The following is a 26,510-nucleotide window of genomic DNA, read 5'->3' on the forward strand; positions in this document are numbered from 1 at the left end:
GAGTACTTCGCCAGAGTAATGGAACATAGAGTTGCGATAAATGCAGTCAGGCTACAGGGGTTTCGCAAGACGAGAGACCGCTTGGGCTCTTATCCAGTCATTTACTGCAGTCGGTTGAACGGCTGCTATGCGGACATAGCTGTCACTCGCACCAAGCGCGCGAATGACAGCTTCCAGAATTATGCGCCGACAGGCACCCACGCCCCTATCCCATGTCTGCCTATCCTTTTCCTCCTTAGTCTTTCGACGAACGGTAGAGTCCAGCATCAATGTCTGCAATCAGACTTGGCTCTGATGGGGACCAGTTCAGGATCTCTCGGGTCCATTTGCTCGATGCCGGGCTGTCTGATGCAGCCAGGAAGTGGAACCAGTCGAAATAGGCTTGCGCATCGTCGCCGGTTTTGGACGAGACTGGCAGCTCCAGACTGCGACCTAAGGCCTCGGCGATATCCTTGAAAGGTACGCCTTCTTCGGCAACTCCGTGGTAGTGAACACCGCCTTCGTTGCGCTCCAGGGCCAGTCGATAAAGCCGTGCCGCATCCAAGCGATGCACTGCGCACCAACGGTTCTGCCCTTCGTCAATGTAAGCGCATTCATCATTTTGCGTTGCGAAATCCGCCAGCATTCGGACAAAGCCGTGATCGCCTGCGCCGTGTACCGAAGGAGCGAGACGCACAGCAGCAATCTTCACACCTTTTTGCGCCATTTCCGCGCCAGCATGTTCAGTCGCTACGCGGGGGTTTACCATGTCGCCAGTCGGAGCAAGATCTGTTTCCTGGGACTTAACACCTGGCGTCAGTATCGCTGTGCCGGATGTCGCAAGGAAAAGCCGGTCAGAGCCTGCCAATTCGTTCCCAATGGCGCGGACCACTTCGGCATCATGAGCGCAGTTCTCTGCAAATTTCGAGAAGTCGTGGTTAAAACCAAGGTGGATCACAGCATCTGCCTTAGCTGCGCCTGAGCGCAAGCTGTCCAGATCCTCAAGATCGCCGTGATGTGCCTCAGCACCGGCTTTCTTCAAAGCCTCGGCTGAGGATTCTGAGCGAGCCAACCCGATGACCGAGTGGTCGTGATCCAATAATTCGCGGACGACGGCAGACCCGACATAGCCGGTGGCTCCGGTTACAAAAACGCGCATTGATATCTCCTATGACGTGTTGAAGCCTGCGTAGCGGCTCAGGCTTTTCGTCAGACAAAATATCTGCGAGGCTGAATCAAACAATAAGTGAATGTCTCGATTATCTTCGCAATCGTCCCGACCGATTGGCGACCATGACTAAATTAGATAGGGTTCAGACACGAACCAAAACGGCAGAGATCACATGGACCCTCTTTCTGACATTCTCTCCATCTTGAAGCCTCAGAGCCATCTCGCAGGCCTTTTGGATATTGGGCATCCCTCTGCGATTGGCTTTCCCGATCAGGCGGGTGCTCTGAAATGCAACGCCATGATTTCTGGTGATGCTTGGGTGTCTGTTGAGGGCCGCAAAGAATCCGTTCTGGTTAGGGAAGGCGACTTTTTTATCCTACCGACGGGTCGTCCTTTTGCGATCAAGACCGATCCTTCTGTTGAAACCGAACCCGCAGAGCAGCTTCTGACAGCGCCACTTTCAATGGAGCCAGCGGTTATCAACGGTGGCGGGAGCACAATGATTGCAAGCTGCCGTTTTACGGTTTCTCAAGCTCACGCATTCAGGCTCATTTCGATGCTGCCGTCGATTATGGTTATTCCGGCGCAAGAAGAGATCGCCGCCCATCTGGTTCACTCAGTAGGATTGATCCTGGAAGAGCTAGCTGATGCTCGTCCGGGTAGTGCCTTGGTTGCTCATCACCTCTCGCACGTGGTCTTGATCCAGACCCTACGTCATCATCATGCGGAGAAGGATACCCAACTGAGCTGGCTTAAGGCGCTCGCTGATGCACGCTTAGCGTTGGCGCTGACTGCAATGCACAGTGATCCCGGCAAGAAATGGACACTGGGCGAATTGGCTGAAGTCGCAACTATGTCGAGATCAGTCTTTGCGAGGCGCTTCCAAGAAGCCGCGGGGCAAAGTCCCATGGAATATCTTGCCGTTCTTCGAATGATCAAAGCAAGCGACCAACTCCTGTCATCCCGATGCACCATCGCGACCGTCGCTGATGCCTTCGGATATAAGTCCGAAAACGCATTCAACACGGCTTTTAAAAGAGTGATGGGTCGCCCCCCACGTCAGTTTGTGAAAGAGCGTTCCAACGGTAGTTCGGACACTGTTTTGAACTGATGCGTTGGAGAAATAGGATGTGACAACTATCACCGATAGCGGTCATTCAAAAAAATCTCAACATTGGGCAACTTGGGCTCAACGTAGTCTTTTGCCGCGTAGTGCATCAATGACCGCTGTGCGGACTTTGCTGCCATTAGGCTTGACCAATCTAGTTTCCGGAGTGAGGAGTGAACAAAATCTCAACGCCTGTCCGTCTCAGCTTATCGTAACTCGTTTGTGTCGTTCTCGACCTCCCAAATTTCCCGCGTCAGCCTGAAGCCGGGATACTTGCCTGCGAAAGCTGGTATCAGCCCGATGTCACGCATCCCAGATTTCCTGAGAACACTCTGAGAGGCGAGGTTCTCAGAATCCGTTGTCGCAAATACAGCATTCAAATTGGTTTCCGAAAAGAAGAACTCAAGCAACCGAGTACATGCTTCTGTTGCATAACCAAGTCCCCAAAACTCTCGCTTGAAAACAAAGCCAATCTCGATGTCTCGATCTGGCCAGTCATTACTTTCAAGAAGCTCAAACTCAGTGTCTTCCGCTTCTACAGGCAGCGGCAACAGCGCAGCGTGCCCAATCTTCTCTTGGATTGACCGTTCAGTTATGCACCAAAGTCCAACGGCACCGCCTCCACCCCGTTGAGTCACTGCAGGCATCAATTTCTCGATTTCGTCGACTGATGAGGTCTCGCCAGTGATGTATCGGGTGACTTCGATATCTGTCCAAAGTGAAATTTCCAGATCAAGATCATCGGTTGTCAGGGGGCGAAAACCAAGTCTTTCGCTTTCGAACTCCAATTGCATCCTATCCCTCCCACCGCGACTGAAACCGGACGTTCGCTACACTGTCAAGCTTTGGTAGGTTTGGGCTCGGAACGGTCGTTCGGAAAATTTGATTGAGCGTCTGCTTCGCGAACGGAGCAGACGTTCGACTTCCATGGGCCATGCTCCGCTTTGCACACTTCGAGACGGGGAGAAAGGCACATAAGGAGGAAGACAGCATTCGACGCGGATGCAGAATACCCCTCTTTCCGGATGGAAGCGGTCGTTCAAAATATCTGTTGTGCTTTTTGACTATTCACGGGCCAAGGCAAAGCTCGCTTCTAAAGGAATGTGCTGGTCGATACTTCAATCTACTAGAACCTGACGCAGATAAGCGGGAGAAGGTACAAGTTGAAGTATGCCTCAAAGAGCCTTCAGAAAATCGAACTCAGCTTGGTCTGCGAGGTCGGTGGATTACTGAAAGCCGGAGAGGACTTGACACCAAAGGCACCAAACTGGCGGTCAAAGTACGATCAGATACCGCGCTGCGTCTGCCAAAGCTCGTAATGTCCGCGAACTTTCAAAAAACAATCATTCGAAAAAGTTCGGATGGGTCTCATGAATAAACTCAATCGTCTCATCCAGTCGCGACAGATGCGACCGGATCGCGGCCTGAGCTGCGCCAAGATCTCTTGATGCTAAACTTTCAGAGATCGTGCGATGGTCTGCCAAAATTGACGTGGCTTCGCTGGATTTTTCGAGGCTCAAAAGGCAGAGGCGATCCACCTTTTGTTTGCAGTCAAGCATGACTTCGAAGGCCGAAGGATTGCCACTAAGAACATAAATCAGCTTGTGAAAATCATAATCCAGCGCGTGGAATGCCGTCAGATCACCGCTCTCGATGGCCTGTTCCTGCAAGCGTATGTTCTCGGCCAATTGAGCTTGGCAGGATGCATCCCAAACGCCCACCGCGCGGTAAATGATCTCCAGTTCAACAGCCAGGCGCACCAATCGGGCGAGTTCCACCCGCTCCATCGAAAATCCGCGGACTTCGGTTGCTTTTTGCGGCCTGATCAACAACAGATCGTCATTGCCAAGTCGTGTGAACGCATTTCTGACGGGTTGACGCGAGACGCCAAATCGGCGCGCGACTTCGGACTCCGACAGCTTTGTGCCGGGAAGAATTTCAAGCGAGATTATTTCGTCATGCAGTTTTTCATAGACCGCGTCGGTTGTGGTTCGTCTGACTATATCTTCCACGAATTCTCTCTCGCATCACAATGGCATCGGCAAGTCGAGGCCTGCCATAGCGCCTCTAAACATCTGAAACTACTCCAAAATACAACCCTGTTCCAAGGGCGCAAATCGGAACCGATCTCTGCAGCTATGAAAAGTCCAAAGAGGATCTGTGTCAAGTCAACTGGGATACTAGGCGACTACTGTTGACAAAACTTGGATACTAGTACTCGATAAAGGGACAGTGATTCCGGCTCTGGGAGGAAGCAGGAAGCGTTGCTTCTATCGAACTCCCAATCTTCGAAAAGCCAGGTCCTGTCCAAAATTCAACGGGGAGGAGAACCCATGACTTTTACGAAATCGCTATTTGCAGCTGCCACCGCGGTTGCTGTCATCGCAACTTCGGCGTCCGCGGAGAGCTGGCGCGCCTGGAACATTCACAACGACGGCCACCCTAACACTGCAGCCATGGACAAATTCGCGGAGTTGGTCGATGCGGCCACGGGTGGCGAAATCACCATCGACGTGTTCCACGGCGGTGTTCTGGGCTCGCAGCCTGACGCGTTGGAGCAAGTGCGCATCGGTGCCATTGAGATCGGCAACTTTAACCTTGGCCCCATTGGGCCGATGGTCAAGGAGGCGAACCTGGTGTCCTTGCCGTTTATCTTCAAGAGCGTGCCGCACATGTTCCGTGTCATGGAAGGTGAAGCGGGCCAAACCGTTGCGGACGCGATGGGTGAAGCGGGCGTTTTGCCTCTTGCCTGGTTTGATGCGGGCGCGCGGTCCTTCTACAGCCAGAAGCCGATCAACACACCGGCGGATGTTGAAGGTCTGAAGATCCGTGTGATGAACAATGATCTTTATACTTCGATGATTTCGGCCATGGGCGGCAACCCGTCCCCAATGGCATTTGCCGAAGTACAGCAGGCGTTGAAGACAGGCGTTGTGGACGGTGCTGAAAACAACTTCCCCTCGTTCAAGAACGTTGGCCACTACGAAGTGACCACCCACTATTCGCTGTCTGAGCATCTGATCATACCTGAATGCATTTGCGTGAACACCGCCAAGTTCAACGCGTTGTCTCCTGAATTGCAGGAAGCTGTCCGCGGGGCTGCGCAAGAAGCAGCCCTTGTTCAGCGCGAGCTGTGGGCGATTGGCTCCGAGCAGGCGCGCAAGGACGTGGAAGCCGCCGGGATCGCCGTAAACGAAATCGCTGACAAAGCGCCGTTCCAGGCGGCAATGGATGCGGTTTATGCCGATTATTTGGCGGCAAACCCTGACATGCAGGCCTTAGTCGATATGGCGAAAGCCACCGAATAAGCTGGTCTGATCATTCAAAAACGAGCGACCGGCTCCCACTATGGCAGCCGGAAGCTTTATCAGCAGGGGGGCAAATGAGCGAGTATAGAAAAGCACCGGCGTTTTTGCGACCAATGGACAGAGCCTTCGATTTTCTTTCGCGAGCTTGTGTCCTTATCGCGGGGATCGCGCTTGTTTGCATGACCGCGATATTCGCTTGGTTAGTCTTTGGACGTTATGTGCTGAACAACACTCCCACGTGGGTCGAGCAAGTCTCGCTGCTTCTGGTGATGGTCATTGCGTTCTTGGGTGCAGCCGCCGGGGTGCATAATCACACACATCTATCCGTGGTGATCTTTCGCAACATCGTCCCGACACCAGTGCGCACGCTTTTTGTCATTGTCTCGGACGTTCTGATGGCCGGGTTTGGCGCGATGATGTTCTGGTACGGGATCGAGTTGACCAAGTTCAAATGGAACACGCTTATACCTTTGATCCAGTGGTCCGAAGGTCTGCGCTCGCTACCGTTGACGATTTGCGGCGCGCTCTTAATTCTCTTTTCTGTCGGTCACCTCATCCGCCTGTTTCTTGGCAGGGATGAGCGCCAAGACAATATAGACCAGGGCTAATCATGGGACTGATGCTTCTTCTTGGGGTTTTTGCCCTGTGCGTCATAATAGGCACGCCGGTGGCCTTTGCCCTAGGCATCTCTGCTTTGGCAGCGTTCTGGTACGAAGGTCTGCCGCTTTTTGTGGGGTTTCAAAGGATCGTTTCGGGGGTCAACGTCTTTTCTCTGATGGCTATCCCGTTCTTCATCTTTGCGGGCGAGCTTATGTTTCATGGTGGGATCGCCATGCGACTTGTCAAATTCGCTCAGGCCGCGGTCGGCGCGGTTCGCGGCGGCCTGGGGATCGTCAACGTGTTTTCATCGATGCTTTTTGGGGGCATCTCCGGATCTGCCATCGCGGACATTTCAGCGCTTGGATCAATCCTTGTTCCGGTGATGAAAGACAAAGGGTATGACGCCGACTACGCTGTAAACGTCACGGTGACCTCCTCTATTGCTGGGATCATCATTCCGCCCAGCCACAACATGATCATCTTCGCGCTGGCCACAGGTGGAGCGGTGTCGATCTCCAAGTTGTTTCTGGCCGGTGTAGTGCCTGGCGTGCTGATGTGCTGCTGCCTCGCGATTGCAGCCTATGTCGTGGCGGTCAAACGCGGCTACAGGGCCGAACAATTCCCTGGTTGGACGGCACTGGCCATCGCTTTTGTCGGCTCGATCCCCGGATTGTTGACAGCGGTGATAATCGTTGGCGGAGTTCTTTCTGGGATCTTTACCGTGACCGAGTCCGGTGCCTTTGGGGCAATGTATGCCTTCATCGTGACACTTGTCGTCTACCGAAGCCTCAGTTGGGAGGGTTTCAAGGAGGCGGTAATATCTTCCGTGCGCACCACCTCGATGGTCATGATTCTGATCGCCTGTGCAGCTGCCTTTGCCTACATGCTCACATTCAATCGCGTGCCCACCAAAACTGTCGAATTCCTTTTGGGCATCACCGAAAACCCGATCCTCATCCTGCTGATGATCAATGCCGTTCTGCTGCTTTTGGGCATGATCATGGACATGGCAGCACTGATCCTGATCTGTACACCGATCTTCCTTCCGGTCATGAACATGCTCGGCATCGACCCGGTGCAATTTGGCATGATCCTTTTGGTGAACCTTGGTTTGGGACTATGCACGCCGCCAGTGGGCACCTGCCTTTTCGTGGGATGCGCGGTCGGCAAGCTGCCTATGGAGAAAGCTGTAAGAACGATTTGGCCGTTCTACCTGGCGATCTTGGCAGCGCTCATGCTCATCACCTTCATACCGGCGATTTCCCTGACTTTGCCAAACTTTGTGATTGACCAATAACCAGCGGAGTGCGCAGCCCATGTTGACAATCAAGAGACTGGACATAAGCGACGCCCAGAGGCTGATCGGAGGCGCGCGCGCCAAGGCACATCGGATCGGCGTGCCAATGTGCATCGCTGTAACCGATGAAAGCGGCAACCTCATCGCCTTTGAGCGGATGGACGGCAGTAAGATAACCAGCATTCAACTGGCGATTGACAAAAGCTTTACCGCAACCGGGATCCAGAAAGGCACCGATGCTTTGGCCGAGGTTAACCAACCTGGCATGCCCGCGCATGGAATCTCGTCCGCTTTAGGCGGACGGATGGTTGCTGTTGCGGGCGGTTTGCCGGTCACATCAGGCGGTGTTGTAGTTGGTGGCATCGGCGTGAGTTCCGGATCACCTGAGCAAGACCTTGAAGTGGCGAAAGCGGGCGTTGCTGCGTGCGAAAACATGCCCACGTGACAGAATGGAGGAGCGACTTATGACAGACCCAATAATTGGATTTATTGGCCTTGGCCTGATGGGTGGCAATATGGCCGCATGCCTGCAAACGAATGGGTATGACCTTGTGGTGATGGGCCGAAACCGTGCCGCTGTTGATGCCACACTCGCGCGCGGCGCAGTCGAAGCCAACACTGCGAAAGAAGTCGCAGAAGCGAGCGATATCGTAATGCTCTGCGTAACGACATCGGAAGTCGTCGAAAGCTTGATCTACGGCGATGAAGGGATCCTTGCCGGCATCAGACCGGGTGCCACAGTCATTGATTTCGGCACGTCCATTCCGTCATCCACCCTAAAAATCGGGGCTGATCTAGCTGCAAAAGATGCGGGCATGATCGATGCACCATTGGGCCGCACGCCTGCACACGCCAAGGACGGGTTGCTCAACATCATGGCCGCAGGTCACATGGACACCTATGAAAAGGTGAAACCTGTGCTCGACGTGCTTGGCGAAAACGTCTTTCACCTCGGTGCGCTTGGGTCAGGCCATGTGACGAAGCTGATCAATAACTTCATGGGCATGACTACGGTTTGCGCGATGAGCCAGGCCTTCGCTGTTGCCAAACGCACCGGAATTGATGTGCAGCAGTTGTTCGACATCATGTCGGCGGGCCCGTCCAATTCACCCTTCATGCAGTTTTGCAAGAACTATGCTGTCGATGGGGTCAGCGATCTTGGTTTTTCGATTGCGAATGCTGCCAAGGACATCGGATATTTTGTGCAGATGACAAAAGACATGAATACCCGGGTCGAGATCGCAGAAGGTACCGCTGCTAACCTTGCCTCTGCTCTTGACGCAGGCATGGGCGATGGCAATGTCCCTGAAATCTATGATCTTTATGTGCAACGCGGCGCATAAGTCTTCCCCGACTACCGTCCCCTCTATTTCGCACCGATTTCAGCTTTGAAGAACTTACCATGAAACTCGAAGGAAAAACCGCTATCGTCACAGGAGGAGGCCGTGACATCGGTAGGGCCGTCGCCGAGAAATTGGCCTCGGAAGGCGCAAGTACCGCGATCAACTACTTCTCAAGCTCCAAAGGAGCGGATCAGGCCGCCGAAACCATCACAGCGAAAGGTGGCCGTGCAATCGCTGTTCAGAGAGTTCTGAACAACAAGGTGGCCAGCACGTTTCCTATGACGCAGGCTTGCCTGGCGCAAATGAAAAGCGAGGCTATCGTGAATCTTGCAAGTCAGGCAGATCGCGACGGACGTGGTCCAGGGGCCGTCGCCTACGCCGCCTCAAAGGGTGCGGTGATTTCTTTGACCCGAGGGCTGGCCAAGGAGGTTGGTCCCGAAATCAACGTTAACGCGCTCTGCCCCGGCATGATCGACATGGATTTCCACAACATTCACACACTGGAAGCCTGGCGAAGCGGGCTTCGAGGCAAACGCCCCACTCAAGCGCTATGGGCATGTTCATGATACGGCAAATCTCGTCCTGTTTCTTGCGTGCGACTATAGCGCCTTCATTACTGGCACGAATATCGAAATCAACGGTGGCATACTGTTCTCGTAAAACACAAGGATCACAATATGTCTGAGTATCCCATTGTCTCAACCGGGCCCGATGTGACGCGGCAAGTCTTGTCGCAACATGACCAGTTGATGGTTGTTGCCTTCACGTTTGCTGCGTCGGGAGCTATTGGAGCCCTTCACAGCCATCCCCATGTGCAATCGACTTACGTCGAAAGCGGCCGATTTCGGTTTACGCTTGGTCGGGAAGAGCGGGAAGTAGGTCCAGGCGACAGTTTTGTGATTCCTTCCGACCAGACGCACGGCTGTGTCTGTCTTGTGCCGGGAGTTCTAATTGACACATTTACTCCGCGCCGTGACGATTTTCTGTGACCGCTGTGGTCCGACACGTTTTGTCGATTGGTGAGTGTATGGTCAATCTCGCTCCGACGGGTAGTGCAAGATTGTCCATGTCGGATCTGTTCTGGCTCGACCAAGAGCACATAAATTGAAGCTAGCATATGTGTCCAACATCACGAGGCGTCGCCAGGTCGGTCTGATACGCAGGCTAACAGCGGATGTATTACAGCCTCCATTGGTTTTTCCGAGAAAATTTTGCAAGGCGCTCTGCCAAGCAGACACCCGGCCTTTTGGTCGAGGGGGGGGTAAGGGTAGCGCCCCCCCCTTACACCCCTTAAGTCAATTAATATAAAGGATTTTAACCAGGGCGCAGGGGGTGTAAGGGTCGAAAATATCCAGCCGGTGGCTGCAGTCGTTTCCGAGTGCTCTGGCTCTATGCTCATCTTTATTATCTTTCTGTTCTCTTAATCTTTTATCCTTACCCCCCTTACACCTTTAAAGATAAACATATGAAAATAGACAAAAAAGGGGGTACAAGGGCTGCTGATTTACCCTTGCACCCTTGCTTACACCCCTTACCCTTTTTTACTCGGCAGCCACGAGACTGGTGTCAGGAATGCACAGATTTGACTGCACGCCCTGCTCTAGCGCCCATGTGATGAACGCCTTTGCATCCTCCTGATTGGTCTCCCGGTTTCCTGCTGCGCCCCACGACAGCGCTTCGTAAAATTGAAACGATGAGCCGTTCACCTTAATTCGACCACCCTCTCGCCAAGATGGCCGCGTGCAGTTTCTTTCCATCCACGCCCTGACCTGACCGTGTACATTTGGGCTGCGCTTGGTTTCATCCAGATGCATCAGGATTTTCTCCAGCTTCGTCTGGTTCACTAGCGGGAACACCTCGGTGATCCGCTCCAGAACGCGATCCACTGGCGACTTCATCGCCTCGATCATGGCCGCACGTCCTGACGTCTCTGGACAGCTTGAGAAATTGAACGCCGACACATCCCTCGCCTTCAGGAAATTGTAGATGCGCGTGAACTCGTCGTCGTCCAGAGACGTGATCCACTCGATCAAGTCAGGCCGCACCTCCTCCAGCGATTTGTCGTTCCCTCGGCACACGGCAAACCGTCTGTCGCTCTTGTCGAGCGGGAGGCCGTTGTGTGCGTTGGTGGCGAACATGTAGCTGCAGAAGGTGGTGGCGTTCATCTTATCCACGCCCTTGCCTTCGATGGCGACGCTGGTCTCGTTGGGGTCCACGATTTCTTTCAGCTTGTTGTAGGTGGCAGAACTCACCCGTGGCCTATCGTTTGCAGTACCATCAATCTCGCCGACTGTGATCAGCAAGTTTGTCAGGTGCTTGTTGAACTGATTGCTGTCCTTGCCGAATAGCTGGTCAGCCGTCAGGTTCATGGTGTTAACACCGAGCAGCGTGCGCATGATGGCGTGGACCGAGTTTCGACCGGTGCCACCCTTCGGAGTGTAGTTGACTAGCGCCACGCCCCGCTCGTCTGGATGCTGCAGCTTGTAAGCCATCCAGTTGAGCGCATACTCGCTGTCGTTGGGGTAGACGTGCTCGATCAACTCGACGAACGCGTCACTGTACCCCGCGACGCCCTCGACAGGCTCGAATGGCTGATAAGTGTTCAGGAAACTGCCGGTCCAGCCAGTGCTTTCTGTGGGGTCCATGCGAGGATCGCAGTTACTCACCTTGAGATTACGATGGGCAAGCCATGCGTCGACGGGGTTCGCCCGCCGAGCACCACGCCCCTCGCCGACTGTAAGCTCATAACGCCTGTTCATGTTCCTGAACCCATCCATGCCGATCTTGGGCAAGTTTGGTGCGTTCAGGTTCATGGCCGCGTTCTGGTGAGGAATGTAGACGTAGGTGTCGAGAAGAACCCGCAGCCTGCCCTCGGCTTCTGTGTCCCGCTCCACGAACTCTGGCTGCTGCCGTGCCTTGGTGCCGATAGCGCCGTTCTGCGTGTCGCGCTGCGGCTCGTGTGGGCTGCGGTAGCCAGCTTTCTCGGTCTCGGTCAGCAGGTGCATGAACGTGATACCACCCTGCTTGCTGTCCTTGGCCCTATCCCACTGGTACAGGTTGCCACCTTCGACATAGCCGTCGCTTTTCATGCTTCGATCATCGAACATGGCGAACACATCGCAGTTCACGTAACTCTGCAGGTTCTTGCAGGCGAACATGAAGTCACGCCACTCGGTGTGATCTGCCACATCAGGGAACGCGGCGATGATGCCTGCGATGGCGTCTGCCTGCTCGTTGCCACTCAGCTTCGACAGCCAGTGGTTCGTCCATGTCTTGTGCTGTTGCTCGACTGTCGTGCCACTACCGTGGAAGATGCGGCCACGAAGCTCGACCACACGGTCGCGCAGTCCCTCGTCACGCTGGTTGGCGTCCAGCATCGAGACCAGAGCGAGCGGCACGGTGAAACCTTTCGCGTGCGTCGAGAAAAACCCGACGTTGTTGCGCTCCAGAGCGCCACCCACAGCCGCGTCACCATCGGCGCGAGGCATCATCAGCCGCACGCCCTTTCCCGATGGTGTGGTGGCGTAGGCAAGCGGTGTGTCGCCGAGCAGATCATAAGCCCAGTCGACAAACTTCCCACCCTCGACTGCATTGTCGAGGTCGAAGCCCACCCAATAGCTACCTTCGCGGGGAAGGTAACCGATTTCATACCCATCTCTACGCGCCGCCAGAGCATCCTCCAGCGATGCCGTGAACGCCAGCTTGACGTCCTGCACCACCATGGTCGAGGGGTTCACCGGCTTCTTATCCGGCTTTCCTTTGTCCTTTTCGTCGATCCTGAACAAGCCCCAATTATTATCAGTCATCACACACCTCCCCTTTTCGAATTGGGAAATATTGCTGTGTGAACAACCCGTAAGAACGTGCGCATTTGGTGGCTGAAGAACCCACACTCCGACTTGCTGAAAGCGCAGAACCACTTCGTGCAGTTTTTTGCAGCGCAAACGCCGGAAGCCGTCGTCGTCGATGTTGTCATCACTTATCCCCCTCGTGATCGAGTGGGTAGTAACGGATCATTCCGCCGTACTGGACGTACTCCGGCCCAATATCTGCCAAGCGCCAACGGCGCAGCGTTTCACGGGAGACACGAAGCTCCCGCATTTTCTCTTCGATTGTAAGTAATGTGACAGGCATAGTCAGCCTCCATCAAGGAGACCTGTGTCTGACTGACTTCTTCACGCCTCTGGCGACGCTTCTGTCGTTCTGCCTACTGCCTTCAACCTTCCATGGATGGCACGTGATCCAGACACGCCCTTCCCCTGCAACCTTCCGCTATACACAGGGCAAATCACCCCGTTTGCACAGATCGGAGCTCACTATGTCTCAGATTGACCCTATTTACAACAAAATAAACTAACGGCGGGAAAAAAGGCGGGTAACGCCATCAATACTCCGGTAACGTATTGTATTTATTTAATTTTCTGGATTGTAGTGGTGCCCCCACACGGACTCGAACCGCGGACCTACTGATTACAAATCAGTTGCTCTACCAGCTGAGCTATAGGGGCGCTGGGTGTCGATTACTTTTTCTTGCAGAGGACTGCAAGCCCATATTTCCACCTCAACTCAGCGATTTTTATTTTTCTTAGCTGGACAATGCTTCAACACCGTCAAGCAGGGCGGATTTGACTGTTCCAGTCCCAGATTGTAACCCATCACCCGAGGTCAAAAGCAAGGACAAGAACCGACGATGCAGGTTGCTATCCACGCAGGCGTAGCTTTTACCGACGAAGGCCGGGTGCTGAACTCATTGAAGAAAAACTCTGGCACTCTTGCGGCGAACGGTGTTTCGTTTTTTGGACCGCGAAGATATAAAACTGTATTCAAGCCCGTTCTCGACAAGCTGGATACGCCAGTCGCTGACTTAGCCTCACGACAGAAGCTCAAGTCCCTTTTATCAACCGGACCCGACGCACGACGCACAATCTTCTCAAGCGAAAACTTTGCATCTGAGCCCCCTTCCGCCCTGCAAGATGGGCAGCTTTACCCACTGGCTGGTCGTCGAATGGCCTTGTTGGATCACGTCTACCACGATCACGAAGTCGAACTGTTCTTGGGTTTACGCAACCCAGGCAGCTTTCTCCCCAAGCTTTTGATGTCGCTACCGGAACAACCACGCGCAGAGATCATTCGAAATACTGATTTGAGCTGTCTTGGCTGGATAGGAATGATCGAAGACATCCGCGATCTTGTACCTGACGTTCAGATTACGTTGTGGAGCAATGAAGATACCCCTTTTATCTGGGGTGACGTAATACGTTCCATTGCTGGCCTAGGCGAGGATGCGGCCTTGGCGGATGAACACGACCTACTGCTTTCGTTGCTAGACGAAACGGGCAGAAAAATAGCGTTGGAACTTACAGAACAAGGTGCGTCGAATGACAAGGCCAACTTACGAGAACAGTTGGCCGATATTTTCGAAAACCACCTACAGCCAGAAGAAATCGAAGAAGAGTTGCATCTACCCGGATGGAGCGATGAAATTGTGGATGCGTTTTCTGAGTTGTACGAACAGGATTTGGAACGGCTCAGCAACTTGCCCGGAGTTCGGGTACTCAAGCCCTGACAGCGTGATTGAGGTTCATCCCGTCACACCATGTCGATAACTCAGCCAGCGTGATTTTCTGACAGACCTTGAAGAATAAGATTGTTTCGCCCGTATGACAAAATATGCCAGACGGGCTGACACCCATATCAGCTCATTCCCAGAGCTTCTTTGTACATCTCCAGAACCGCCTCTTCCTCGGCAATGTCATCCTTGTCACGCTTGCGCAGCGCAATCACTTTGCGCATGACCTTTGTGTCGTAACCGCGCGCTTTGGCCTCAGCCATTACCTCTTTCTGCTGTTCCGCCAAATCCTTTTTTTCAGCGTCCAGGCGTTCAAAACGCTCAATGAATTGGCGCAGTTCGCCCGCGGTAACGCGGTAGTTGGCAGCGGCCTGATCTTCGGTCATGTCGTCCATTTACGTCTCTCCCAGAGGTGGATTTTGATACTGTGGCAGCGGGCACTACGCCGGATACATTGCCGTCGCTCAGGCTGCAAGCACGCAATCTCGTCGGTCTTGTGTGACCCATGACGATCCGCTAAGCGCAGTTGAGTTAGACAAGTAATTGTGAGGGACTATGTTCGAACTCATCACCTGGGGCGGAGCCGCCCTGTCATTGGCCGGGTTGTTTGGCCTTGTCTGGTGCATTCTGCGAGTGATGAAGGCGCGCAAGTCCGGATTGACGGATGATGAACTGCGCGCCGTCGTTCAAGGTGTATTGCCGTGGAATCTGGCTTCGCTTTTCTTGTCGGTGCTCGGCTTGATGGCAGTAATCCTTGGGATTTCCTTCAGCTAAACAAAAGCATTAGACAGGCAGATTGTCGAAGCGCGCTTCCATTGCGTCTTCGCAAAGCGCCGCATCCAACTGACGCAGACGCGAAGGGATATGCATTCCCTGTTGTCTCATCCGCTCAATCACTTTGGTTACACTGGGTTGAAGGGCAAGACGCGTGTCGAGGCATGCGCCTTTGAGCTTTTGCTCTAATTGTTCGGCTTCCGAGTACAAATTGATTGATGACATCTCGATCCTCCCAAATACCTACATTTACCCTGATATAGGTAACCGTTTTAAGACCCGCTTAGATTGCCCGACAATAGCGCGGAAAACCGCCTGTTCATTAGGTCGACTCGGCAACGAAAGGGCTATTTGATTAAATTTTATCCACATCACACCCAACTTGCTTTGACCGACATCAATTCGCATACAGTTGATTGAAACATATTCTGTGATTGAAACATATTCTACAATCACTATATGAATGAAATCATCGGCGGAGGGTCCCATGACTCCAAAAGTAAAAGCATTCTTCGATCCCGCGACCTTTACGGTCTCGTACTTGGCACAGGAACCTGAAGGGCTAGCCTGCGCTATCATCGACAGTGTTTTGGATTTTGACCACGCCTCAGGTCGAACGGACACGCGATCGGCCGATCAAATAATCGACTACATACAAGCAGAGGGTTTACGCGTCGAATGGATTTTGGAAAGCCACGTTCACGCCGACCACCTGTCCGCTGCCCCCTATTTGCAACAAAAGCTGGGTGGTAAAATCGGGATCGGCGATCAAATCGTCGCCGTGCAGGAAACCTTTGGCAAAGTCTTTAACGAAGGCACCGAATTTCAACGTGATGGCAGTCAATTCGACGCTTTGTTCCGCGAAGGCGACAGCTTTCACGTTGGCCAAATGCGCGGTGACGTGCTGCACACGCCCGGACACACACCGGCCTGCCTGACCTACGTTATCGGTGATGCTGCCTTTGTTGGCGACACTCTGTTTATGCCAGACTTCGGAACGGCGCGCTGCGACTTTCCGGGTGGATCATCTGAGATGTTGTTCGCTTCAATCCAAAAAATCCTTTCGCTGCCAGATCAGACACGTGTCTTTGTGGGGCACGATTACAAGGCACCCGGTCGCGATGAATTCGCTTGGGAAACGACAGTCGGTGAACAAAAGGCATTGAACGTTCATATCGGACAGGGCCGTTCGGTCGAAGAATTCGTCGAAATGCGCGACGCTCGGGACGCCACCTTGCCAATGCCGCGTCTCATACTGCCGTCTTTGCAGGTCAATATGCGCGCCGGCCAGATGCCGCCAGTGGATGAAAACGGTGACGTTTTTCTGAAACTCCCACTTAACAAACTCTGAATTGCTGACGGCAACCAGACGCAGGATACAACATGCAGATCGAATGGCTTTGGGGTCTTGGCGGAGGCCTACTTATTGGGCTAGGTGCCGCCGTCTACTTGCTGGGTAACGGACGCATCATGGGGGCAAGTGGTATTCTGGGAGGGGTGGTTGACAACACCGACCGCTCGTTAGAACGGCTAAGTTTTCTTGTTGGTCTAATCGGGATACCCGTTTTGTTGCGGCCCTTGCTGTCACCCGCCCCAGAGACGCACCTGACCAGCAACCTGACGGTCGTGATTTTTGCCGGGTTGTTCGTGGGGCTTGGAACACGTATCGCCAATGGTTGCACTTCGGGTCACGGTGTCTGTGGCATTTCGAGATTTTCCCTGCGGGGTATCATTGCAACTATCGTCTATATTGCATCCGGGATAGTGACTGTCGCTGCGTTGCGTCATGTCTGGGCGTGGATCTGATGCGAGTGATCGTTTCCCTACTGGCAGGATCTTTGTTCGGCGCTGGTCTGCTGATCTCGGGCATGACAGACACCAGAAAGGTGCAAGGTTGGTTGGACGTTTTCGGACAGTGGGACCCAACGTTGGCCTTCGTGATGGGTGGCGCGATCCTTCCGATGTTGGTTGCGTGGCGATTGACGAACAACCGAAAGCCCTTAGCCGGAGGGCAATTTCCACCTAAGACCACGGTCAAGCCTGACCGCCGCCTGGTCGTGGGATCCATCTTGTTCGGCGTAGGTTGGGGGCTTGCAGGATTGTGCCCCGGTCCTGCACTCGCCTCGATAAGTTACGGTGGAGTTGGCGGCGTCATTTTCCTGATCTCAATGATCGCAGGGATGTATGCAGCACCCATCCTGGGCGCGCAACTGGACACAACCGCCAACGCGGCATAAGCAAATGTCATGGAGATTCGCCCGATTACCCCCCGCTATGCCGTCTCGCCGCAAATCACGGTAGAGGACGTTCCAGCCATTGCCGAAGCCGGTTTCGTCAAGGTCATCTGCAACCGACCGAATGTTGAAGTTCCGGCGACCATGCGATCCGACGCAATCGGAGAAGCGGTGCGCGCAGCGGGTCTGCAATACGAGGTTCTTGAGCTGACGCATCAGACCATGACACCTGAAAACGTAGCCTTACAACGAGATTTGGCAGAAAACTGCAGCGGTCCAGTTCTGGCATATTGTGCATCGGGTACGCGGTGCTCGGTGGTTTGGGCATTAGGGCAATGCGACCATATGAGCACCGACGAAATTTTGGATGCTACGCATAAAGCAGGTTACGCGCTGGATAATCTGCGCCCGATTCTTGATCAAATCCGCGGCGGCGTTGAATGATTTAACCAACGTCGTCTGGCTCATGGCGCGGATGCGCCAAGCCAGCAAGTTGCGAAATCTCTGCAACCATCTGATCTGAATTGGTAAAATTCATATCAGACTCGGTGACATCGACCACACTGGTATCTGCCCTAGGCGGTCGTTCCGATACCCTCGCCGGCATGGGCCTATTGGGTTCATGCGTTGCCGGAGCAGCAGACCGCGCTTCGGAAAACTCTTGGGCGTCGGAATGTGTCAACGCAGACGCCGCTGCCTATTCGTTCAGACGAATCGCGCGCATTCCACCGCTCTGACCTAGGCGTCCAATTGCAGTGCGCCTGCGGTCGATTGCCAGAACATCGATTTTATCCAACCTTGATCCAGTAAGGGGTAAAACTTCACCTTCCCTAAGATTTGTTAGTGTCCCAAGCGACAGCGACAAACGACAAATCGCCGTATCCAACTCGGCCCGCAAAACTCCTGAAGCGCGCTCCAGATTTGGACTGGCCACAGCATCAGCTAGTTCGGTTTCATCATCGGCAGATCGGTCGGGCAAAAAAACTGCAATCCGTCCCTGCAACGACCCTCTGCCCAACTCGACGGTCAATTCGAACACCCGGTACAAGTCCTCCGACAATGCCAACAACAACGTGCGAAGATCAGCCAATCGGTATGAAAATTCGTAACCCGACAAGCTGGACTTATCCGCCTGAGAATCCACTAATTCGACCGAGCGTTTCAGGGCGTCGACGACAAGAGGGGCTACCATGGCCCCGTCCGTATGTGTGAAGGCGCGCGGAGAGGGGGAAGTACTTACCACTTCTCCGATCGTTTGAACCTGAACGACTGCGGCAGCTACCTCCAAATCTACGCAAGCGGCAGCGACATCGCCATCCTCGTTCAAGAACTGCAGCAACAGCCAATCATCACCAATCCGGTCCACCAACGCGTCGGGGGTACCCACTGATTGTTTTACGCCGATGACTGACAGGGGTAGCTGTAAACCGTCACTAGCCGCCCGAGCAAAACCAAGGCGTAACGCACGAAGGACTGACCGCGGCTTATCGCCCTGCTCTTCCTGTCCTGCTGTAAGCTTGCGCGCCAAAGCAGCGCTGGCCGTTTGCGTCATGCCCGAAATCGTCGTTAGTTGCTGTGCCTACCCAATGATCTAAACCGTCTAGGGTTACGAATGTCTTTACATCCAAATCATTGAGCGGCCTGCCTATAGGCCATCGGCAACCGGACGCGGAACGCTGCCCCGCCCTGCCCCGGCAGATAGGTGATCTCACCTCCCAACCGTTGCATGATCTCGCGGCAAATCGCCAACCCCAGCCCGGCGCCGCCTGCCTTGTCGCCACCTACACGCGCGAATTTCTCAAAAACCATCGACCGCGCCTCGGGCGGGATGCCGCTACCATTGTCTGCGAAATCTATGACCACCTGACCACCAACGTCATGCGCGGAAATCGTCAACTCTGGCTCTTCGGCGTCACAGTATTTCTGCGCGTTCGAAATTAAGTTGATAAAGACCTGTCCAAGGCGATCCAGGTCCGTTTGCAGCGGAATGCGTTCAGACGATTTCGAACGACGAACTGTCAATGTCTGGCCAGTTCCGGCCAACGCGCTGGAGACCGCCCGGTCGAGCACTGAGCGCAGGGTATCTCCACCCAAATTCAGACTGACCCGTCCGCTTTCCAATACGCTCAAGTCCAGAAGATCGTCGAGCAATCTAGTCAGACGCAGCGCCTCGTCATGAATGATCGCCGCATAGCGGGTCTGTTCTTCGGCGCTAAGTCCTTCGGTGTCGCGCATGATCTCGGAAAAAGCCCGGATCGAGGTCATTGGGGTGCGCAATTCATGACTGACCTGACTGAGGAAGCCGTCTTTTTGCTCTGAGATTTGCGTCAATTTCGTATTGGCTTCTCGCAACTGTCCTGCAGTTCTGGTTAGCTCGGCCGATTTCGCCTCAAGCTGGCTTGAATACTCCAGCAATTGTGCGGACTCATCAGCCACTGCCAACAGGTCTTCCACCGAAACGGAAGACCCTCCAACGATCTGGCCGATCATTGCGTGGGCCGCGGCAGCGCCGACAGAACCACTTAGTTCTCGTTCCAGCCGCTCAAGAAAGGCAGGTGTGGGTTCGGGCAGGCTGGCCCGCCCCCCCTGCTTTTCTGCTTCGGCCTGAAAGAACTCCTGCGCTGGTGCAGCTCCCAATATGCGCTGGGTCATTATCATAAGGTCTTCACTCTGCGCCACAGAACCTGTCCAGCCTCGCGGCGCGACCGAGTGGTCAAAGACATTGACAAATTGCGCACCTTGCAGACGTTCGAGCGGGCTGGGAAAGCTCAGCAGAGACGCTGCGCAGAATGCAACCGTGTTCAGGCAGAGCGACCACATTACGGAATGCACCATCGGGTCCATCCCATCGATTCCGAACAAGGCTTGAGGGCGAAGCCAGCCCAAGCCAAACGGACCGTTTTGCAAGACCGTAACAGGCATCAAAGCTCCGCCCATGCCCGGCAGCAACAAGGTGTAAATCCAAAGCAGAAAGCCCACAGTCAGCCCGACCAACGCGCCGGTTCTCGTCGCTCCTCGCCAGAACAGGCCGCCGACCAACGCGGGAAGAAGCTGGGAAAAACCAGCAAAAGCCACCAAACCGATTGAGGCCAAAGCCGCTCCGCCTCCGGACAAACGATAGTAAAAATAGCCCAGTGCCATGATAGCCGCGATGGACACCCTGCGTGCAAGCAGCACAACGTTCCGCACGTCACCGGAAACGGAGCCACCACCCTCCTGAGTGCTCAACCAGATCGGCATCACAACGTGGTTCGATACCATCGTTGATAGCGCCATTGCCGTGACAATAACCATCGACGTAGCAGACGAAAATCCACCAATGAAGGACAACATCGCTAACCCGTCGTTGCCCTGCGAAAGCGGTACCGTCAGCACGAACAAGTCAGGATTCGATCCTTCCGGCAGCAAGTCCAGACCGACCACGGCGATCGGCACCACGAATAGGCTCATCAATAAAAGATACAGTGGGAAGGCCCAAGCAGCGGTTCTCAGATGACCTTCATCGTCATTTTCGACCACCATGACCTGAAACATGCGCGGCAAACAGACAAACGCTGCCGCGGACAAGAATATAAATGTGGTCCACCGCCCGGCATCCACGTTCCACTGACCAATTTCTGACGCGTCAATGCGGTCCATCATAGGGCCGACACCCCCCGCAACACCCCACACAACAAAAGCGCCTACTGCAAGCAGAGCGAACAGCTTGACCACCGACTCCAACGCGATGGCCGTTACGACACCGTGATGGCGCTCGTTGGCGTCTAGATTGCGTGTGCCGAAAAGAATGGCAAACACGGCGAGGCCTGCAGCCACCCAGAACACACTTGAACCTTCACGGTAGAGGCCTGAAGGGTCCGCTTCGGCAAAGATCGAAAAGGACAGAGTGATAGACTGTAGCTGTAACGCGATATAAGGCGTACCGCCCAGCACAGCCAGAATAGTAACGCAGATTGCCAGCATGTTGGACTTGCCGTAACGGGACGAAATCAAGTCGGCAATCGACGTCACTCTCTGGCTTCGCCCGACCCGCACGAGCTTGCGTAGCCCCCACCACCAACTGACCATCACCAGTGTCGGACCCAGATATATCGTCACGAACTCAAGCCCAGACCGCGCGGCGTTTCCCACAGCCCCGTAGAACGTCCAAGCGGTGCAATAGATAGACAATGAAAGCGTGTAGATCAGCGGAGACCGAAGCCACGCACCCCGACCGGCGGCTGCCATCCGATCCGCGGCGAACGCGACGCCAAATAGCAGCACCACGTAGCCCAAGCACACCAGAATTAGAACGTTCAGCGTTGCCATCAGTCCATCTCGGGATCAGACTCTTCTTGAGCTGACATACGTTTGGCGGCGAAACCAAACAGCAGGCTGGCTACAATCAAGACCGCCCAACAAGTAAAAATATAAAAGATCGCAGATGACAGGGTTACCCCTTCTTGATCGCTCTGAGTGTCTGGCCAAAGTAGAGGGATCGCCAGCAGCGCTGCTCCCATAATGGGTAGTAACCGCGCAGCGTCGGACAACCTGCGGCGACGATAACTCTGTCGCTCTAGGAAAAGCGAAGGCCTAGCACCAGAAGCTGGTAGGTCTTCGCCCGAACTCATGACTGCGTCGCTTGCGCATGCAGATCGCGCACTGCCGTCAGCATCTCGGTGTTTGAAAATGGCTTGGTCATGAACCGACTAACTCCGGCGTTCTCGGCCATTTCGCGATCGCGGGACTGGCCGCGCGCGGTCAACATAAGAACCGGCAGACCGCGCATATCTTCCAGCTCGCGCAAATCCCGCAGAATCTCCATTCCACTTTTACCCGGCAACATCACGTCCAGAATAACCAAGTCAGGATTCGCACCCTGAATGATCTGCAGCGCGTCCGTGCCTTCGGCATGAGTTTCGACCTGCCAACCCTCGCGCGTCAACAGGAAACGAATGGCCTCGGCAATGTTCGGCTCATCCTCAATTAACAGAACCTTACGGCTCATGATTGTCTGTCCTCCCCGTGACAGGTCGTAGACTGGCAGACCTGTCTACGCCAGCTTACGCGCAGTGTCAGGAAACTGTCAAAAACCTTCGCTCAAAATCGAAGGCTCGCGCCGCGACGTACAGTCCGTGTTGGGGCAGACCCGACAACTGGGACCGACCCTTGCAACAGCCTGTTCGTCCTGTGCGACATCTTCTATCGACTGCACCAGCATGACCGAGCGGTAAACCGGTCCCTGATCATAGCCTGAGATGGTTTGAGGCCATGCATAGGCGTAACAGTCAAAAACCGCGGCTGTTCGCCCAAGCTGCACTACCCTTTGGCGGATTGGAACCAAAGGCCGGTTCAGCGCCTGAAACACCGGCCACAGTGGACAAGCCTCGCCAAAGCGCGGCATCGCAAAACCGGGCACTGGTTTGCTGAACAAAATACTGCCAGACGCATCACAAACCACCAGACCGGTTGGCCGCCCCAAATACCCATCTGGTAACGCGGCGAGCCTGCGCAGCACTGTCGCGACATCCACAGAAAACTGTGAAGCCAATTGCAGTGGATTCGAAGGGGTTTCGGCAAGTGCGGCCTGTAACTCTTCGATAGGAACCGCACGAGCATCCGCGGCATAGATACCTAAAAAATCCCGGGTTAACGATTTTGCGGCGGTCGAATCCAGGTCACTTAGGTCAATCTCGGCTTCATCACCGCCCTGTTCAATATGCGGGAAATGGTGTCCATTGGCACCGAAAAAGGCCTCGACGTCTTCCAGCGGCACGCCGCGATGATCGCCCGCAGAATCACTTTCATCCAGATAGGCAACCAACGACTTCGAACTCTCGGCCAACCGTTCGGCATCTTGATGCAAGTTGTTATGAAACCGATCCTGCCATTCCGGCTCGATCTCTTGCGTGTCGGCCAAAATTGCAGCGGTCGAGCGAATCGCGGCAGCGGTCGACAGGACCTCATGCATCGAAGCGGCCAGGTGCGGGTCATGGGTCAGCCTGTCAGACAAGGTTTCAACCGTACGCTCCAACGACACGACGCGGCGGTGCATTTGCGCCAGAACGCCTGCCCACCCAGGGAACCGGCTGGCAAATTCTTCCAACCCGTCCAGTTCGGCCTCTTGCCCAACAGCATCCGCGGCAGCCTCGCGCAGCGCCGAGATCAGTGTGGCCTCGATCCCCTGCGTCAGTACAGATGGTTCAACCATCAAAGCTGACGCGATATCGACCAGCAATTTGCCACCAATCCTGCGGCGGTTGTGCTCGATCAAGTTCAGATAAGAGGCTGAAATCCCCACCTGGTTGGCTAGTTTCGCCTGCCGCAGACCTGCGATCTGACGCCTTTCTCGAATCCGGCTGCCTGTCAGCGTATCGCGCATGCCCTCGCCCCTCCCAAAGCGAAACCATTCATTCATGCTTGTGCATGATTTTCAAAAGTCTTGATATATTTCTATTGGTTAAGCGTAAATTTTCATAGACCCTTTACAAAATTAACAGCACTGCGGCAAAGACGATCAAGCCGCCAAATCCAAAAACTACGTGCTGCCCCTTCTAATTTCGCTGAATTCCCGGCACGATAGCCGAATGAGCGACCCTGCGTTTGAATATGCGCCAATCGGTCTTGTCGAGTTGGAAAACCGGATCATCCGGCGCTGCAATTTGCAGTTCGCCCGGACGTTCGGTGGCGAAGCTGCGGACTACCGCAACATGCCGCTTCTGCATCTTTATCCGTCCGTTGCCGACTGGGAACGTATCGGCGAGCGCAGCCTGCAAGTTATGCGAGACACCGGATATTACACAGACGAGCGCGTCATGCGTCGCCGTAACAGCGATCTGTTCTGGTGCCGTGCCAGGGGGCGATCGCTAACACCGGATGATCCATTTCGCCATGGAATCTGGAGCTTTTCGGACATTTCGGAAGAACGCCCACTGGTCGAACTCACCGCTCGTGAACGCGAAGTTGCTATCTTGTCCTGCCGTGGTTTGTCCGCAAAGGAAATTGGAATGGAACTGGGCTTGAGTTATCGCACAATCGAGGCCTACCGCGCCCGGCTGCTAGAGAAATTCGCAGCCCGTAAACTGCCCGAATTGGTAGCGAAGCTGTCCGGAATGCCGCTGTAACCCTTTTCCCCACCTGAACTGTTGAATAAAACCGCCGTCTGACATGCCGAGACTGCGCTTTTCATGACCGTACGCTTGGCTTATAACGCTGCGTAATCAGACCAAAGCCCGCAGGAACAGACGGGCCAAAGGGGAACCGTCGAGGACACTCATGACAGACACCAAACACGAAGCGGATGTGGCATTCATCAAGGCACTGGCTGAATTGCTGCGCGAAAACGACCTGACCGAACTGCAGGTAAAACGCGAATACGGCGAAGAAGACAGCCTAAACGTACGCGTTAGCCGCATGACCCCGGCCGCAGCCGCTCCGGTTCAAGTCGCTGTTCCGGCTGCTGCAGCACCTGCCGCTGCTCCTGCTGCCGCTCCAGCCCCGGCTGCTGCGGAAGCACCCGCCGTGCAGGAAGACCCGGCAAGCCATCCCGGCGCGGTGACCTCGCCTATGGTTGGAACCGTCTATATGCAACCGGAGCCAGGCGCGCCTGCGTTCATTTCGGTTGGCGCCTCTGTTTCGGAAGGCGACACGCTGCTGATCGTCGAAGCTATGAAAACCATGAACCACATCCACGCACCAAAATCGGGCACCATCAAGCGTATTCTGGTCGGCGACGGCGATGCTGTGGAATTCGGCACCCCTCTGGTCATCGTTGAGTAAGGCGGGCCCATGTTCGACAAGATCCTGATTGCCAACCGAGGCGAGATCGCCCTGCGCGTCATCCGCGCCGCGCGCGAGATGGGGATTAAGACGGTCGCCGTGCATTCGACCGCCGACAGCGACGCGATGCATGTGCGCATGGCGGACGAATCGGTGTGTATCGGCCCGCCACCCAGCCCGCAAAGTTATCTGTCAGTACCCGCGATTATCTCGGCCTGTGAAATCACCGGCGCGCAAGCGATCCACCCCGGTTATGGCTTCCTGTCCGAGAATGCCGAGTTTGTTCAAATCGTCGAAGACCACGGCATCACCTTCATTGGCCCCACCGCGGAACATATCCGCATCATGGGCGACAAAATCACCGCCAAAGACACAATGAAGCAACTTGGTGTGCCTTGTGTTCCGGGTTCGGATGGCGGTGTTCCCGATCTGGCAACAGCCAAGAAAATTGGTGAGGAATTCGGCTATCCCGTCATCATCAAAGCCACTGCCGGCGGCGGCGGACGCGGTATGAAAGTCGCGCAGAGCGCCGATGAGATGGAAAGCGCCTTCATGACTGCGCGTGCCGAAGGCAAGGCCGCCTTTGGTAATGGTGAGGTCTACATTGAGAAATACCTGACCACGCCGCGCCATATCGAGATTCAGGTGTTTGGCGACGGCAAAGGCAAAGCCGTGCACTTGGGCGAACGCGACTGTTCACTGCAACGTCGCCACCAGAAAGTATTCGAAGAAGCCCCCGGTCCTGCCATCACTCCGGAAGAGCGTGCCAAGATCGGTAAGGTCTGCGCGGATGCCGTGGCTAAGATCAACTATATCGGCGCGGGCACCATCGAGTTTCTGTACGAAAACGGCGAGTTCTATTTCATCGAGATGAATACCCGCCTGCAGGTGGAACACCCTGTCACCGAGGGCATCTTTGGCGTCGATCTGGTGCGCGAACAAATCCGCGTTGCCGCCGGAGAGCCGATGTCGTTCGGTCAGGACGATCTGGAAATCAACGGCCACGCCATTGAGGTTCGGATCAACGCTGAAAAGCTGCCCAACTTCTCGCCCTGCCCCGGCAAGATCACGGCCTACCATGCGCCTGGCGGTCTGGGCGTACGAATGGATTCGGCGCTTTATGACGGGTATTCGATCCCACCCTATTACGACTCGCTGATTGCCAAGCTGATCGTACAAGGCCGCGACCGAGCAGAAGCGCTAGCGCGACTGGAACGCGCGCTGGGTGAGTTGATCGTAGATGGCATCGACACGACCGTGCCTCTGTTCCACGCGCTGCTGCAGGAACCCGACATTCACAGCGGCGATTACAACATCCACTGGCTGGAACACTGGCTTGCGGAAAACATGGACGAGTAACACACTGGGG

At 54.7% G+C, this 26,510-nt stretch carries 29 protein-coding genes and 1 tRNA gene; 18 read left to right on the top strand and 12 right to left on the bottom strand.

The features are described 5' to 3' along the window. Positions 1 to 235: 235 nt before the first annotated feature. Entirely contained in the window at positions 236 to 1,138 is a 903-nt protein-coding gene (locus ACR0L3_RS12800) for an SDR family oxidoreductase (RefSeq protein WP_480746125.1), read from the bottom strand. Positions 1,139 to 1,322: 184 nt separating this feature from the next. Here ACR0L3_RS12800 and ACR0L3_RS12805 point away from each other — a divergent pair, with 184 nt between their 5' ends. Beyond that, a complete protein-coding gene (locus ACR0L3_RS12805) occupies positions 1,323 to 2,261 on the top strand; it encodes an AraC family transcriptional regulator (RefSeq protein WP_480746126.1) in 939 nt (312 codons plus the stop codon). A gap of 203 nt (positions 2,262 to 2,464) precedes the next feature. Here the strand turns inward: ACR0L3_RS12805 and ACR0L3_RS12810 are convergent, their stop codons facing one another. After that, positions 2,465 to 3,052: a GNAT family N-acetyltransferase gene (locus tag ACR0L3_RS12810; RefSeq protein WP_480746127.1), complete on the bottom strand. Its 588-nt coding sequence runs from the start codon at positions 3,050 to 3,052 to the stop codon at positions 2,465 to 2,467. A 549-nt stretch (positions 3,053 to 3,601) separates the two neighbouring features. Beyond that, on the bottom strand, positions 3,602 to 4,270 hold the full coding sequence (locus tag ACR0L3_RS12815) for a GntR family transcriptional regulator (protein ID WP_480746128.1): 669 nt from the start codon (positions 4,268 to 4,270) through the stop codon (positions 3,602 to 3,604). A gap of 321 nt (positions 4,271 to 4,591) precedes the next feature. On the opposite strand from ACR0L3_RS12815, the gene ACR0L3_RS12820 reads away from it, so the two are divergent. The 8 genes from ACR0L3_RS12820 (at position 4,592) to ACR0L3_RS12855 (ending at position 9,795) form a co-directional block, all read left to right on the top strand. Next, positions 4,592 to 5,566: a TRAP transporter substrate-binding protein gene (locus ACR0L3_RS12820; protein WP_480746129.1), complete on the top strand. Its 975-nt coding sequence runs from the start codon at positions 4,592 to 4,594 to the stop codon at positions 5,564 to 5,566. 74 nt (positions 5,567 to 5,640) lie between these two features. Beyond that, entirely contained in the window at positions 5,641 to 6,174 is a 534-nt protein-coding gene (locus ACR0L3_RS12825) for a TRAP transporter small permease (protein ID WP_480746130.1), read from the top strand. Between the two features lie 2 nt (positions 6,175 to 6,176). Beyond that, entirely contained in the window at positions 6,177 to 7,463 is a 1,287-nt protein-coding gene (locus ACR0L3_RS12830) for a TRAP transporter large permease (RefSeq protein WP_480746131.1), read from the top strand. Positions 7,464 to 7,482: 19 nt separating this feature from the next. Beyond that, a complete protein-coding gene (locus ACR0L3_RS12835) occupies positions 7,483 to 7,908 on the top strand; it encodes a GlcG/HbpS family heme-binding protein (protein ID WP_480746132.1) in 426 nt (141 codons plus the stop codon). Between the two features lie 19 nt (positions 7,909 to 7,927). Further along, the gene (locus ACR0L3_RS12840; RefSeq protein ID WP_480746133.1) at positions 7,928 to 8,806 is read left to right on the top strand and encodes an NAD(P)-dependent oxidoreductase; all 879 of its coding nucleotides are present in this window, start codon (positions 7,928 to 7,930) and stop codon (positions 8,804 to 8,806) included. A gap of 59 nt (positions 8,807 to 8,865) precedes the next feature. Further along, positions 8,866 to 9,372 (top strand): SDR family NAD(P)-dependent oxidoreductase, encoded by a 507-nt coding sequence (locus ACR0L3_RS12845; RefSeq protein ID WP_480746134.1) that lies wholly within the window; start codon positions 8,866 to 8,868, stop codon positions 9,370 to 9,372. Further along, positions 9,287 to 9,466 carry an SDR family oxidoreductase gene (locus ACR0L3_RS12850; protein ID WP_480746390.1) on the top strand — a complete coding sequence of 60 codons (180 nt, stop codon included), beginning with the start codon at positions 9,287 to 9,289 and terminating at the stop codon, positions 9,464 to 9,466. The genes ACR0L3_RS12845 and ACR0L3_RS12850 overlap by 86 nt, the downstream gene beginning before the upstream one ends. 17 nt (positions 9,467 to 9,483) lie before the next feature. Further along, a complete protein-coding gene (locus tag ACR0L3_RS12855) occupies positions 9,484 to 9,795 on the top strand; it encodes a cupin domain-containing protein (protein WP_480746135.1) in 312 nt (103 codons plus the stop codon). A gap of 552 nt (positions 9,796 to 10,347) precedes the next feature. Here ACR0L3_RS12855 and ACR0L3_RS12860 read toward each other — a convergent pair. Both ACR0L3_RS12860 and ACR0L3_RS12865 read right to left on the bottom strand, forming a co-directional pair. After that, positions 10,348 to 12,612, bottom strand: coding sequence for a primase-helicase family protein (locus ACR0L3_RS12860; protein ID WP_480746136.1), 2,265 nt, complete (start codon positions 12,610 to 12,612; stop codon positions 10,348 to 10,350). Between the two features lie 626 nt (positions 12,613 to 13,238). Beyond that, positions 13,239 to 13,314: transfer RNA gene (locus ACR0L3_RS12865), tRNA-Thr, on the bottom strand. A gap of 182 nt (positions 13,315 to 13,496) precedes the next feature. On the opposite strand from ACR0L3_RS12865, the gene ACR0L3_RS12870 reads away from it, so the two are divergent. After that, positions 13,497 to 14,372: a hypothetical protein gene (locus ACR0L3_RS12870; protein WP_480746137.1), complete on the top strand. Its 876-nt coding sequence runs from the start codon at positions 13,497 to 13,499 to the stop codon at positions 14,370 to 14,372. A 128-nt stretch (positions 14,373 to 14,500) separates the two neighbouring features. Here ACR0L3_RS12870 and ACR0L3_RS12875 read toward each other — a convergent pair whose 3' ends face one another. Then, positions 14,501 to 14,770, bottom strand: a complete 270-nt coding sequence (locus ACR0L3_RS12875; protein ID WP_170493552.1) for a DUF2312 domain-containing protein — start codon at positions 14,768 to 14,770, stop codon at positions 14,501 to 14,503. Between the two features lie 160 nt (positions 14,771 to 14,930). Between ACR0L3_RS12875 and ACR0L3_RS12880 the strand changes: the two genes are divergently transcribed. Then, positions 14,931 to 15,149, top strand: coding sequence for a hypothetical protein (locus ACR0L3_RS12880; RefSeq protein WP_480746138.1), 219 nt, complete (start codon positions 14,931 to 14,933; stop codon positions 15,147 to 15,149). A 9-nt stretch (positions 15,150 to 15,158) separates the two neighbouring features. Here ACR0L3_RS12880 and ACR0L3_RS12885 read toward each other — a convergent pair whose 3' ends face one another. Beyond that, a complete protein-coding gene (locus ACR0L3_RS12885) occupies positions 15,159 to 15,374 on the bottom strand; it encodes a hypothetical protein (RefSeq protein WP_480746139.1) in 216 nt (71 codons plus the stop codon). Between the two features lie 262 nt (positions 15,375 to 15,636). Here ACR0L3_RS12885 and ACR0L3_RS12890 point away from each other — a divergent pair, with 262 nt between their 5' ends. The 4 genes from ACR0L3_RS12890 to ACR0L3_RS12905 are packed head-to-tail and all read left to right on the top strand — an operon-like array spanning position 15,637 to position 17,827. Continuing rightward, the gene (locus ACR0L3_RS12890; protein WP_480746140.1) at positions 15,637 to 16,500 is read left to right on the top strand and encodes an MBL fold metallo-hydrolase; all 864 of its coding nucleotides are present in this window, start codon (positions 15,637 to 15,639) and stop codon (positions 16,498 to 16,500) included. A gap of 32 nt (positions 16,501 to 16,532) precedes the next feature. Beyond that, the gene (locus ACR0L3_RS12895) at positions 16,533 to 16,955 is read left to right on the top strand and encodes a YeeE/YedE family protein (protein ID WP_480746141.1); all 423 of its coding nucleotides are present in this window, start codon (positions 16,533 to 16,535) and stop codon (positions 16,953 to 16,955) included. Then, the gene (locus ACR0L3_RS12900) at positions 16,955 to 17,386 is read left to right on the top strand and encodes a DUF6691 family protein (protein ID WP_480746142.1); all 432 of its coding nucleotides are present in this window, start codon (positions 16,955 to 16,957) and stop codon (positions 17,384 to 17,386) included. The genes ACR0L3_RS12895 and ACR0L3_RS12900 overlap by 1 nt, the downstream gene beginning before the upstream one ends. A 9-nt stretch (positions 17,387 to 17,395) precedes the next feature. After that, complete coding sequence (locus ACR0L3_RS12905; RefSeq protein ID WP_480746143.1) at positions 17,396 to 17,827, top strand: protein tyrosine phosphatase family protein; 432 nt, start codon at positions 17,396 to 17,398, stop codon at positions 17,825 to 17,827. Positions 17,828 to 18,080: 253 nt separating this feature from the next. On the opposite strand, the gene ACR0L3_RS12910 is transcribed toward ACR0L3_RS12905, so the two are convergent. The 5 genes from ACR0L3_RS12910 to ACR0L3_RS12930 form a co-directional block, all read right to left on the bottom strand. Next, a complete protein-coding gene (locus tag ACR0L3_RS12910) occupies positions 18,081 to 18,935 on the bottom strand; it encodes a FliM/FliN family flagellar motor C-terminal domain-containing protein (RefSeq protein ID WP_480746144.1) in 855 nt (284 codons plus the stop codon). A 77-nt stretch (positions 18,936 to 19,012) separates the two neighbouring features. Then, a complete protein-coding gene (locus ACR0L3_RS12915) occupies positions 19,013 to 21,691 on the bottom strand; it encodes an ATP-binding protein (RefSeq protein ID WP_480746145.1) in 2,679 nt (892 codons plus the stop codon). Beyond that, positions 21,691 to 21,882, bottom strand: a complete 192-nt coding sequence (locus ACR0L3_RS12920; protein ID WP_480746146.1) for a hypothetical protein — start codon at positions 21,880 to 21,882, stop codon at positions 21,691 to 21,693. The genes ACR0L3_RS12915 and ACR0L3_RS12920 overlap by 1 nt, the downstream gene beginning before the upstream one ends. Before the next feature lie 107 nt (positions 21,883 to 21,989). Further along, entirely contained in the window at positions 21,990 to 22,370 is a 381-nt protein-coding gene (locus ACR0L3_RS12925; protein ID WP_480746147.1) for a response regulator transcription factor, read from the bottom strand. A gap of 78 nt (positions 22,371 to 22,448) precedes the next feature. Next, a complete protein-coding gene (locus ACR0L3_RS12930) occupies positions 22,449 to 23,744 on the bottom strand; it encodes a short-chain fatty acyl-CoA regulator family protein (RefSeq protein WP_480746148.1) in 1,296 nt (431 codons plus the stop codon). A gap of 205 nt (positions 23,745 to 23,949) precedes the next feature. Between ACR0L3_RS12930 and ACR0L3_RS12935 the strand changes: the two genes are divergently transcribed. From ACR0L3_RS12935 to accC, 3 genes are all read left to right on the top strand, one after another. Further along, the gene (locus ACR0L3_RS12935) at positions 23,950 to 24,486 is read left to right on the top strand and encodes a LuxR C-terminal-related transcriptional regulator (RefSeq protein ID WP_480746149.1); all 537 of its coding nucleotides are present in this window, start codon (positions 23,950 to 23,952) and stop codon (positions 24,484 to 24,486) included. A 151-nt stretch (positions 24,487 to 24,637) separates the two neighbouring features. Further along, positions 24,638 to 25,141 (top strand): acetyl-CoA carboxylase biotin carboxyl carrier protein, encoded by a 504-nt coding sequence (gene accB / locus ACR0L3_RS12940; protein ID WP_480746150.1) that lies wholly within the window; start codon positions 24,638 to 24,640, stop codon positions 25,139 to 25,141. A 9-nt stretch (positions 25,142 to 25,150) separates the two neighbouring features. Next, a complete protein-coding gene (accC, locus tag ACR0L3_RS12945; RefSeq protein ID WP_480746151.1) occupies positions 25,151 to 26,500 on the top strand; it encodes an acetyl-CoA carboxylase biotin carboxylase subunit in 1,350 nt (449 codons plus the stop codon). Positions 26,501 to 26,510 lie beyond the last annotated feature (10 nt).

This window comes from Ruegeria sp. CK1 (assembly GCF_056536545.1).

What these genes read in the sequence shown, in the direction of transcription:
- ACR0L3_RS12930 (WP_480746148.1), bottom strand. Translation starts at nt 23,744, where the DNA reads ATGCGCGATACGCTGACAGGCAGCCGGATTCGAGAAAGGCGTCAGATC.
- ACR0L3_RS12935 (WP_480746149.1), top strand. Translation starts at nt 23,950, where the DNA reads ATGAGCGACCCTGCGTTTGAATATGCGCCAATCGGTCTTGTCGAGTTG.
- ACR0L3_RS12885 (WP_480746139.1), bottom strand. Translation starts at nt 15,374, where the DNA reads ATGTCATCAATCAATTTGTACTCGGAAGCCGAACAATTAGAGCAAAAG.
- ACR0L3_RS12810 (WP_480746127.1), bottom strand. Translation starts at nt 3,052, where the DNA reads ATGCAATTGGAGTTCGAAAGCGAAAGACTTGGTTTTCGCCCCCTGACA.
- ACR0L3_RS12900 (WP_480746142.1), top strand. Translation starts at nt 16,955, where the DNA reads ATGCGAGTGATCGTTTCCCTACTGGCAGGATCTTTGTTCGGCGCTGGT.
- ACR0L3_RS12840 (WP_480746133.1), top strand. Translation starts at nt 7,928, where the DNA reads ATGACAGACCCAATAATTGGATTTATTGGCCTTGGCCTGATGGGTGGC.
- ACR0L3_RS12910 (WP_480746144.1), bottom strand. Translation starts at nt 18,935, where the DNA reads ATGACGCAAACGGCCAGCGCTGCTTTGGCGCGCAAGCTTACAGCAGGA.
- ACR0L3_RS12890 (WP_480746140.1), top strand. Translation starts at nt 15,637, where the DNA reads ATGACTCCAAAAGTAAAAGCATTCTTCGATCCCGCGACCTTTACGGTC.
- ACR0L3_RS12845 (WP_480746134.1), top strand. Translation starts at nt 8,866, where the DNA reads ATGAAACTCGAAGGAAAAACCGCTATCGTCACAGGAGGAGGCCGTGAC.
- ACR0L3_RS12895 (WP_480746141.1), top strand. Translation starts at nt 16,533, where the DNA reads ATGCAGATCGAATGGCTTTGGGGTCTTGGCGGAGGCCTACTTATTGGG.
- ACR0L3_RS12800 (WP_480746125.1), bottom strand. Translation starts at nt 1,138, where the DNA reads ATGCGCGTTTTTGTAACCGGAGCCACCGGCTATGTCGGGTCTGCCGTC.
- ACR0L3_RS12915 (WP_480746145.1), bottom strand. Translation starts at nt 21,691, where the DNA reads ATGGCAACGCTGAACGTTCTAATTCTGGTGTGCTTGGGCTACGTGGTG.
- ACR0L3_RS12820 (WP_480746129.1), top strand. Translation starts at nt 4,592, where the DNA reads ATGACTTTTACGAAATCGCTATTTGCAGCTGCCACCGCGGTTGCTGTC.
- ACR0L3_RS12875 (WP_170493552.1), bottom strand. Translation starts at nt 14,770, where the DNA reads ATGGACGACATGACCGAAGATCAGGCCGCTGCCAACTACCGCGTTACC.
- ACR0L3_RS12925 (WP_480746147.1), bottom strand. Translation starts at nt 22,370, where the DNA reads ATGAGCCGTAAGGTTCTGTTAATTGAGGATGAGCCGAACATTGCCGAG.
- ACR0L3_RS12835 (WP_480746132.1), top strand. Translation starts at nt 7,483, where the DNA reads ATGTTGACAATCAAGAGACTGGACATAAGCGACGCCCAGAGGCTGATC.
- ACR0L3_RS12905 (WP_480746143.1), top strand. Translation starts at nt 17,396, where the DNA reads ATGGAGATTCGCCCGATTACCCCCCGCTATGCCGTCTCGCCGCAAATC.
- ACR0L3_RS12920 (WP_480746146.1), bottom strand. Translation starts at nt 21,882, where the DNA reads ATGGGAGCAGCGCTGCTGGCGATCCCTCTACTTTGGCCAGACACTCAG.
- ACR0L3_RS12825 (WP_480746130.1), top strand. Translation starts at nt 5,641, where the DNA reads ATGAGCGAGTATAGAAAAGCACCGGCGTTTTTGCGACCAATGGACAGA.
- ACR0L3_RS12880 (WP_480746138.1), top strand. Translation starts at nt 14,931, where the DNA reads ATGTTCGAACTCATCACCTGGGGCGGAGCCGCCCTGTCATTGGCCGGG.
- ACR0L3_RS12860 (WP_480746136.1), bottom strand. Translation starts at nt 12,612, where the DNA reads ATGACTGATAATAATTGGGGCTTGTTCAGGATCGACGAAAAGGACAAA.
- ACR0L3_RS12855 (WP_480746135.1), top strand. Translation starts at nt 9,484, where the DNA reads ATGTCTGAGTATCCCATTGTCTCAACCGGGCCCGATGTGACGCGGCAA.
- accB (WP_480746150.1), top strand. Translation starts at nt 24,638, where the DNA reads ATGACAGACACCAAACACGAAGCGGATGTGGCATTCATCAAGGCACTG.
- ACR0L3_RS12830 (WP_480746131.1), top strand. Translation starts at nt 6,177, where the DNA reads ATGGGACTGATGCTTCTTCTTGGGGTTTTTGCCCTGTGCGTCATAATA.
- ACR0L3_RS12870 (WP_480746137.1), top strand. Translation starts at nt 13,497, where the DNA reads ATGCAGGTTGCTATCCACGCAGGCGTAGCTTTTACCGACGAAGGCCGG.
- ACR0L3_RS12805 (WP_480746126.1), top strand. Translation starts at nt 1,323, where the DNA reads ATGGACCCTCTTTCTGACATTCTCTCCATCTTGAAGCCTCAGAGCCAT.
- accC (WP_480746151.1), top strand. Translation starts at nt 25,151, where the DNA reads ATGTTCGACAAGATCCTGATTGCCAACCGAGGCGAGATCGCCCTGCGC.